Origin of the sequence: Cupriavidus sp. DL-D2 (assembly GCF_039710735.1) — a bacterium.
Lineage (GTDB): Bacteria > Pseudomonadota > Gammaproteobacteria > Burkholderiales > Burkholderiaceae > Cupriavidus.
In genome coordinates this window covers 1-8,674 of sequence record NZ_JBDKXK010000054.1, presented here as the reverse complement: position 1 = coordinate 8,674, position 8,674 = coordinate 1, and the positions used below count along the sequence as shown (strand labels likewise).

11 protein-coding genes are annotated in these 8,674 nt (G+C 62.6%); all 11 read right to left on the bottom strand.

Going from position 1 to position 8,674, the window contains the following annotated elements:
• Positions 1–5: 5 nt before the first annotated feature.
• The 11 genes from ABDB81_RS22715 to ABDB81_RS22665 all read right to left on the bottom strand — a co-directional run bounded on the left by ABDB81_RS22715 (position 6) and on the right by ABDB81_RS22665 (position 8,291).
• Entirely contained in the window at positions 6–416 is a 411-nt protein-coding gene (locus ABDB81_RS22715; protein WP_160473559.1) for a GPW/gp25 family protein, read from the bottom strand.
• 2 nt (positions 417–418) lie between these two features.
• Entirely contained in the window at positions 419–718 is a 300-nt protein-coding gene (locus tag ABDB81_RS22710; protein ID WP_160473558.1) for a PAAR domain-containing protein, read from the bottom strand.
• A 9-nt stretch (positions 719–727) separates the two neighbouring features.
• Positions 728–2,515 carry a type VI secretion system tip protein VgrG gene (vgrG, locus tag ABDB81_RS22705; protein ID WP_346813654.1) on the bottom strand — a complete coding sequence of 596 codons (1,788 nt, stop codon included), beginning with the start codon at positions 2,513–2,515 and terminating at the stop codon, positions 728–730.
• A 2-nt stretch (positions 2,516–2,517) separates the two neighbouring features.
• A complete protein-coding gene (locus ABDB81_RS22700) occupies positions 2,518–3,219 on the bottom strand; it encodes a peptidoglycan-binding protein (protein ID WP_346813653.1) in 702 nt (233 codons plus the stop codon).
• On the bottom strand, positions 3,220–3,447 hold the full coding sequence (locus ABDB81_RS22695; RefSeq protein ID WP_160473555.1) for a hypothetical protein: 228 nt from the start codon (positions 3,445–3,447) through the stop codon (positions 3,220–3,222). It lies immediately after the preceding gene.
• 3 nt (positions 3,448–3,450) lie between these two features.
• On the bottom strand, positions 3,451–3,927 hold the full coding sequence (locus ABDB81_RS22690) for a phage tail protein (RefSeq protein WP_160473554.1): 477 nt from the start codon (positions 3,925–3,927) through the stop codon (positions 3,451–3,453).
• Between the two features lie 2 nt (positions 3,928–3,929).
• Positions 3,930–4,388 (bottom strand): phage tail protein, encoded by a 459-nt coding sequence (locus tag ABDB81_RS22685; protein ID WP_160473553.1) that lies wholly within the window; start codon positions 4,386–4,388, stop codon positions 3,930–3,932.
• Between the two features lie 41 nt (positions 4,389–4,429).
• Positions 4,430–5,986 (bottom strand): phage tail sheath C-terminal domain-containing protein, encoded by a 1,557-nt coding sequence (locus ABDB81_RS22680; RefSeq protein ID WP_160473552.1) that lies wholly within the window; start codon positions 5,984–5,986, stop codon positions 4,430–4,432.
• 21 nt (positions 5,987–6,007) lie between these two features.
• Positions 6,008–6,715, bottom strand: a complete 708-nt coding sequence (locus ABDB81_RS22675) for a hypothetical protein (RefSeq protein WP_346813652.1) — start codon at positions 6,713–6,715, stop codon at positions 6,008–6,010.
• A 12-nt stretch (positions 6,716–6,727) separates the two neighbouring features.
• Entirely contained in the window at positions 6,728–7,351 is a 624-nt protein-coding gene (locus tag ABDB81_RS22670; protein WP_346813651.1) for a DUF4255 domain-containing protein, read from the bottom strand.
• 97 nt (positions 7,352–7,448) lie between these two features.
• Positions 7,449–8,291 (bottom strand): type II CAAX endopeptidase family protein, encoded by an 843-nt coding sequence (locus ABDB81_RS22665; protein ID WP_160473549.1) that lies wholly within the window; start codon positions 8,289–8,291, stop codon positions 7,449–7,451.
• Between the last annotated feature and the right edge of the window lie 383 nt (positions 8,292–8,674).

Sequence of the window (8,674 nt, the reverse complement as noted above, 5' to 3'; positions counted from 1 at the left end):
CAGGCTCAGTAGGTGGCAACCGGCGATGTCGCCTGGTCGAGATACAGCGGATAGACAAGGTTGTGCCGCGTATTGGTTGTCCGCACGATGTAATGCAGACGGAAATCGACCCGCCCTTCCAGCGTCAGCAACGTCGTGTCGATACGGTCCAGCAGGATGCGTGGCTCGAAGAACAGGATGGCCTTGCGGATCATCTCCTTGAGTTCGGTCAGCGTGCTCTCGTTGAGCGTCTCGAACACCGCGCGACGCACCGCACAGCCGTAGGTGGGCTGCATCACGCGTTCGCCCGGATGGGTCCGCAGCAGAATGCGCAGGCTCTCTTCGATATCGTCCACACCCGCCACCATGCCCACCTGGCGCGTGCGCGGATCGAACTGCAATGGAAACTGCCAGCCCCGGCCCAGAAACGGACTCATCGTCAGCCTCCGATCAGCACGGTGGGCAGGCCCAGCACGATAGCGCCGCCATGCGCCGTCGCGTCGCCGATGCGCGCGGCGGGCCGGCCACCGATCAGTACCGTGGCCGAGCCCTGGACGATCACGTCCGGCGGACCCACGCACACCGCGTTGTCGCCGACCACGGCGGCAGGGAGCTTGCCGATCAGCACGGTGGGCACGCCGGGTCCGATGACCGGACCGCCCACATGCGGAATGGGCGGCAGGCCCGGGGTCTGCATCGGGCAGGTGTGCAAGTCCGTGAGGCGTGCGGCGGGTGGCATCTCGTTCCCTCAGTTGATCATGACCAGGGCGCCCTGCACCGTAGTCTGCCCTGCAGCGGACAGTTCCGCAGTAGCGGCGCCCTTGCCGACAAAGCCCACCTGGGCTTCGCAGTTGATGTTCAGGCCAGACGCCTTGACGTCCGCCTGCGCGGTCATCTCGATCGCCAGGCTCGCAGTCATCTTGATGTTGCCCTGCGCGTTGAGCGTGATGTCGTACGGGCTATCGCAGGCAATACCGCTTTCCGACAGCTTGATGCTGTTGTTGTGCTGGTCCTGGATCAGGATCGACTTGGCGGTATCGTCCAGCACCACCTTGTTGTGGCCTGGCGTGGTGACCGTGATGATCTTGTTTTCCTCGTCGAACTCGATCACATGCTTTGCGCGCGTGACGATCGCCTTGGTATTGTTGGCCGCCTCGATGGCGTAGGGCGGCTTGTGGCTGCCGCTATAGACCGCTCCCAGCACCACCGGGTGGCACGGATCGTCGTTGAGGTAGCCGACGATCACCTCGTCGTCCACCTCCGGCAGGAAGAAGGCGCCGAAGCCGTTCGACGCATATCCCTGGATCAGGCGCGCCCATACCGGCTCGGTCTCGGCCTGCATGACCGGCAGCTTGATCTGGATACGCTGCGCATCGAGCGGATCGCCATCGAGCTTGACCACCACGCCGATCTGCAGCCCCGATACGCCAGGCAGCAGGCCCGACGCCAGCGGCGCCTCCACATCGTCGCGGCGGGCGTGCCACTGCGGCTCCATGCCGAATTCCACGTCGGAATGCCAGAAGCCGCTCACCAGCGCGTGTTCCACGGCGGTCACAAACACCTTGCCCGCGAAACGGGTGCCCACGCCCGAGACCCCGACGATCGCGCCGGGCTTGGCCAGCGCCGTCCCCATGCAGCGCAGATGGCCGCGAATCCGCGCGAGTTCCGCCTTGGTCTGTGTTGCCTTGGCCCACGTGGTCAGGGAATCCGCCACCTGTGTGGTCGACGATTGCAACCCGAACGTGGCGGGGCTTGCCACGGCGGCCAGCGTGGCACCCGTCAGGTTGCCTTGTCCGCTCAGTGCACCGGGCTTGGCTGCGCTACCCTGCACGACCTTCTGCTGCGACGGATCCCACGCGGTGGCCAGCGCCTCGGTGTACTGCATGCGCGCGTCGATGTCGGCGCTGAACTCGTAGAGATCGCGTCCCCACTTGATGCCGAACACCGGCTCGCCACTGGCATCGGGCGGCGCCACCGTGACCGCGCCGTCCTCCACATTCACCAGCATGCCGTTGAATTCGGCGCGCGCGAGCAGGAAATCCCAATCGCTGCTGTAGTACTGCACAAGTTCACCGTAGCTGATGCTGGTGGATGTGACCGTGGCATCGAGTCCGTGCGACGACAGCAGCGTGGCCATCACGTCGCTATCGGTCTGGTCGACATAGTTGGCGTTGCGGCGGCCGCTCGTCATCCTTGTGGCCACGTCCCGGCATTCGATGGTCAGGCGCGAATCGTTCTGGCCGTCGATCTTGACGCCAAAGCGCACCACGATGCCGCTGAAGATCTGCGTCTCGTCGTCGCCATAGCCCGCGCTGATGGCGATCTTGGCGCCGGGGATAAAGACCGACTGGTCCGCGCGCTTGAACTTGCCGGTGGGCATGTCGCCGTCGCGGATCACCACCTCGGCCCACGGAATGCGGTTGAATGCATGCCGCACCGTAATGCCGAGTAGCGGCAGGTTCTGGTACTTGGTGCCGTCGGCCTTCACCGTCACGCGCAGCACACCCTCGGCATCGATCGTCGGGTAGTCAGCCATGGTTACTCCAGCGGCGGGAAATGGAGTTCCATACCCGGTGTCAGCGAACGGAACTGGCGCAGCCCGTTGTAGCGGGCCACCGCCGTGTAGTAGCGGCCGTCGCCGTAGATCTTCTCGCACAACAGCGGCAGCGTATCGCCATCGCGCACAAGTACGAGGTGACTGAGGTCGGGCGAACTTGTTCCGGCCTCGAGTTCGGCCTGCTTGTTGCTGGTGTACGAATCGAACGCGAGCGCCGCCGTGGCGCGCAGCGGCGAGCCGCTTGGGCGGAACAGCGTGTAGTCGACACTGAAGCTCGTGAGGCGTCCCTGGAACAGCAGCTTGCCCCAGATGATCTGCACGATGCTGGGTTCATGAACGACTCCCTTGTACGCGTAGATCACCTTGCTCAGCGACTGGAGCTGATCCTCCACTTCTGCCGGCATCGTGCTGTCCTTGGGGCGCGGTACCACCCCCGACCCGTCAAACACCGGCGAAAACGACAGCTTGCCCGGCTGCATATGGCTGAACTTGCGTCCCGATCCCGTATCGCCCATCGGCTTGCGCTGCACGAAGCAGGTGCGGCGCTCGTGCTTCATCTGCGACGGATTGATGAGCAGCGAGATCGACGTGCCGGGCCCATCCTGTTGCGAGATGGTGCCGTCATCGGCCTCGGTGCAGGCGACGATCTTGAGTGGCGTAAGCGCGGCCGATGCATCCGTCATCTAGCGCTCCCGCAGCGAGGCCATCTGCACGCGCAACGTGCGCAGCAGATTGCGCGCCTCGCGATGCTTGTTGCTGGCGTTCTCATCCGCCGCACAGCAGTTGTCGCCCTCGTCCGAGTTGTCGGTGTCGGAGTTGGTGTTGCCACCGGCGCTGGCCGATTGCGCGGAAGTACCGGCGTTGCCGCTCAGTTCGGAGCGGATCACCATTTGTCGGATCTCTAGCGTCATGTCTCACATCTCCCGCACGCAGTTGAGATAGGCGAATTCGATGGTTTCGATCGTCACCTCGTTCCTGGTGGAATTGAGGTCATCCACGCTCCAGCGCACCGGGTACGCTGACGCGAAGGTCCAGCCGCGAATCTTCACGCCGGTCTCATCCAGCAGGTACACCTTCACGTCCTGGATCTCGATGGGCTGGGTCATGCCGTTTTCCAGGGTGTCCTTGCACCAGCCCACCAATGGCGACTTGTCGTTGGCCACGCCGCGCTTCATGACCAGCTTTTCCTGGCGCACGCCCTTGGGCAGCTTGTAGACAAACGCGTTCTGGCCACCCGCCTGCACGTCCTCGGTCTCCATGGTCACGCCCATGCCGGAGACCTCCTGGAACGAGCAGTCGGCGCCCTGGCCGAAACGCGTGAATTCCACCTGGAACGAGAACGACACCGGCATGAAGATGCTGGTGCCATCGCGCGATTTCTCGAATTCCATGCTCAGCTGTTGGCGATGGTCAGCCCTTCGTGCGCGATCTCGATGGTCTCGACGGCCACTTCATTGCCCTGCGCCTTCAGGTCCGTGCCGGTGATCTTGGCTGGCCACGCGTTGTTGAGCGTCCAGACCATGGTGGGGCTACCGGACTCATCGAGCAGGCTGATGATCACCGGCACCCGCTTGATGGTGTTCATCTTGATCTGGTTGAACCAGTCCCAGAACTTGTTGTCGGCCTTGAACACGCCCTTCTTCATGGTCACGTTGCCGAACTTCTTCAGCCCCGGCATCTTGACCGTTGAGAACACCGGGCTGTCGCCCTGGCGGTATTCGATCTGCTGGGCTTCCATGTCGAGGCCCGAAACCTCCTCGAACGACATCACCGTGGAATCCCACTTGACCTGGAAATGAAACTTCGGAAGCGGCCAAACTTCCTTCGATTGTGCGGAACCGTCATCTGCCATGACACTTCTCCCTAGTTACGCCGTCAAAAATGGAAAGTCCGTCAGGATTTCTGCATCTGCTGCTGGAACGTGATCTCGATGAACTCGGCGGGCCGCACCATGGCCACCAGCACCGTCACGCGCAGGATGCCCTCCAGGATGTCGTCGGGGGTCATCGTCTCGCCCAGTCCCACGTGCACGCTGAAGGCGTCCTCGGGCACGGCACCGGCCAACCCGCCGCGGCGCCAGATACTGGTCAGGAAGTTCTGGATCATGCTTCGGATGGTGACCCACGTATTCGCCACGTTGGGCTCGAACACCAGCGCCTTGGCGGCCAGCCGGCACGATTCCTCAAGCATGATCATGGTGCGGCGCACGTTGATGTAGCGCCAGTCCAGGCTGTTGCCGTCGAGCGTACGCGCCCCCCAGACCAGCACGCCCTCGCCGATAAAGCTGCGGATCGCGTTGATCGACTTGCCCTGCGTCGTAACGTTGAGTTCTTCCTGGTCGGCGGACGAGATCGACACCGAAGGCGACACCACGCCCGCCAGGCTCACATTGGCAGGCGCCTTCCAGACGCCGCGCGTGTTGTCCACCATCGTGTAGATGCCAGCCATGGCCGAACTCGGCGGCAACAGGTTGAGCTGGTACTTGACTTCGCCGAGGATCGTGTTGAACAGCGGGCTGATCGACTGCAGCGTCTTGTTCAGCAGCACCTTGTGCGTCAGGATCGCATCGTCGGACAGCGGCGGCGTGGCCGTGCTCCAGTCCTTCGAGATATCGGCAATCGCGCCGGACTGATCGCGCACCTTGGGCGGCGCGTCGTCGGGGAGGTTATCCGGCAGGCCAAGGTCCGCGCGCAGCAACTGCGCCAGTACGTCCGGGTTGGCGATGTTCTCGTAGCTGATGTCCTTGTCGCCGGTGACGGTGGTATTGAGCCACGGGTAGTAGGCCGCCGCGAAGTCGAGGAAGTTGATGCCAAGCGCGTTGCGGAACTCCGCTACCGGATCGCCGGCCGGATCGGTACGCGGCTTGTCGCCACCCCAGATGTCCAGGATCGCCACCCGGTTGCGCATCTTGTCGCCGCAATGGGCCAGCATGGCCTGCTGCAGATCGATGCAGACGTCCTTCTTGAACTTGATGGCCTCGGGAATCACGAGCATGGTCGGCTCCTGCTCCTTCAGCAGTTCCTCCACACCCGCCTTGAACTTGTCGGGATCGAGGTCCTCGTCATAGCCGCCGACCGACACGATGTAGCACGGGCCGCCGCCGTTCTGGAAGAAGTGGCGCAGCGCGGAGTACAGCAGGTAGCCGCCGCCATCCTTGCCTTCCGGCATGGCCAGCACGTAGTCCTTGCCGGCCACGCGGAACGCCGCGAGTGCCGACGGGTCCGTCTTCTCGGCAATGGCGAAGCGCGGAAACGGCGCATAGCCGAAGTACTGGTGGTACTCGGCCATCGAGCTGATGCGCCACGGCTTCATGGCGAGCGGCTTGTTGCGATTGTCGGCAATCTGCGTATGGCCCACGAATGCCGGTACCGCGGTTGCCACCTCCACCACGGAGTTGGGGAAGGCGTTCTTTTCTACGATATAGACGCCAGGCGTCTTCATTGCACCCATGTAAAACTCCCGATGAAAAGGTTAGCGATTGACAAAGATCTCCGATACATCGCGGAGCACACCATCGACGACTTCCCGACGCAGACCCGCTGGCGCGGCCAGCGGCAGGCGTGGCACCAGCAGGCGCCCGGCCGGCCCCGTGCCGCGCCGCAACTGAAACCGGTGTCCCGGCCGCTCTGCGAGCGCAAGCGGCGCACACGCGCGGAACACCACGGCGGTATCGCCATTCGGCAAGGTCTCTTTCTCCGGACCGGTGAACGAGACGCCATCCGCCGCATCCACCACCGCCAGTTCGTCACCCCACGCACCCAGCAGCAGGTACTTCCAGATGGTCTGCCTGACCGGCAATGCCAGGGTCTGCTCGACCGGCGCCGCCTGCAGCCAGGCGTCCTGGTTCGCGCAATCGGGCACCGCCAGCGGCATCACCACGCGAACCGGCGTGCCGAGCGCACGCACATCGGTGTAGTACGCCCACAGCGGATCTGAGGACGCCAGCGTGAACACCAGGCCGCCTTCCGGCCACGACGCCCGCTCCCGCCACAGCGCCTCGCGCCGCGCATCGCTCGCCAGCACGACATAGCGCTGTGCATCGCCGCGCAGCAGCAGGCCGAAGCGGGTCATCAACGCGGCACTGTCCGACTCTGGCCGCAGTTGCAGTCCTGCCGGCCAACCCGCCTCGAAATAGGGATGGCGCACGCTGAGACGGCTGACGATGCGATAGGTGTCCATGATGGTCCGTGCTCACTGGGGCCGCGCGCCCACATCGGGCTGGGTGACCATGGGCTCTCGACGGCGAACGGTGGCGGGGTCCAGGCAGATCAGCCGCACCCGGTACAGCACCGATGGCAGGTAATGGTTGCCATGCACGCCCCAAAGACTGTGCAGGTCGCTCCGGCTCAGGTTTTCGATATTGACCACGAGGCGGTCGATGCGGTCATCGAGTCCGGGTGCGTTCTGGTGATCGAACACCGGCGAACCCTGGAAGAACGTAATGGCTTCGGACAGCAGGCGCAGCGCCTCGGGATAGGCCTGGCCACTGAAGGTGGCCGCGCACATCACCAGAAGGTTGAGGAACAACGGTTCCGCGCCGCGCACCGTGCTGGTCTGCACGGCGCCACCGGGCGACACGCGATGGGCCGCGGTATCCCGCTCCACACAGGCCAGGAACAACACCAGCTTGTTGCTCACGAGCGTGACCGCCCCACCGCCAGGCTCCTGGAGGTTGGACACCACGACCATATCCTCCGCGGTGGCAAGACGCCGGCGAAGGTGCTGGTTCAACTGCGTACAGAGAAGGCCGAGCGCGCTATCTAGCACAAGCGACTCGGGTAGTTGGAGACGACATTCACCGCTCACTCCTGACATCAGCGACCTGCGACGTGGACGATATTGCGCCGCGTACGTCATTTGAGGCCATCAGGAGATTGCTGAAATTCGCTTCGGAATTTCCTAGGAATATGACCTATCCAGGCTGCAGCATTGGATAGGTGAACAGGAAGAAGTGCAGAACGTTCAGGCCAAAGTGAGCCGCGATGGCTGCAGACAACCCACCGAAGCGATAAGTGATGCCGTAGCCGATTCCGGCGAGGGTGCCTAGAGCCATCCACTGCCAGCCACCGGCAGCGTGGGACGCACCGAAGAGAATCGCAGTCGTTCCAATCGCGATTGCACTTTGCCAACGCCAGCCTTGGAGCAGGCGTTGAAGGCCGCCCTGCAAGTACCCCCGGAACAAGGCTTCCTCAGCGAACGTGACCAGGAGCAGGTTGTTAATCAGCCAGATTCCAGAGCTAGCCGGCAATTTTGGCGCCCAGGCTACCGTCCCCAAGATCAGTGCGGCTCCCAGGCAAACCAACGCCGTGGCCATCAAACCTCCCAGCGCCGCGAGAATAGTCTTCCAAAAGGATGTCGAGAGCCTCAACCACGGCACGACAGCGAGTACCCAGACACCAATCAGCGGCTTGTCCAGATTGAGATACATGGTGAAAGGCACGGCGTCCGGGGTGAAGCGAATCGGCCCCAGAGCCTTTACGTTATGAAACCCTGGTAACCAATGCAGGCTGAGTCCGAAAGCCAGAAGGACGAAAAGTAAATGTCCGGCGCATCGAACATAGGCCTTGCTTTGGGTAATTGCATAGCCGCAAAGAAGAAGCCCAACAAGCGAGTCCACTGCGAAGCGGTCTAGCTGTCCGATATAGAAGGCCGTGAGATATCCCCACAACAGCAGGACAAAACCGAGCCGGCGTAATCCGGGGACGAATGTTGTCGGTATCGCCAGAAAAATTGCGGACCAGGGTATGTAAGCCATATTGCAAAACTAGTGGGTGTATTCGAGGCGGGTTCGGGTCAGGGTACGCGTGGAGATCAGCCTCCCTCCCTGTCTTTCGATAGCGAGTGCCATCACGCCAGCGAGCAGAAGCAATGCACCCGTATTGAGGGTCATCAGCACCGTGGTGGCGAGAATGACATGAAGACGCTCCCTGTTTCGTTACTGAACAGGAAGACGAAAGGTGTGCGCTGCGAATGAATAACCGCTAATCCAGTCCCGTGAATGGAATATAACTGTTATGGAACGACGTCTAATAACATACCAGGCATGAGGAAAGGGAATACCGCCGCGCTCTCGAGGCGTGCGCCGACCCGGATGGGCCTGTCAGTTTTTTTGTGTGCAGGACAGCTAGAGGCTTGCCG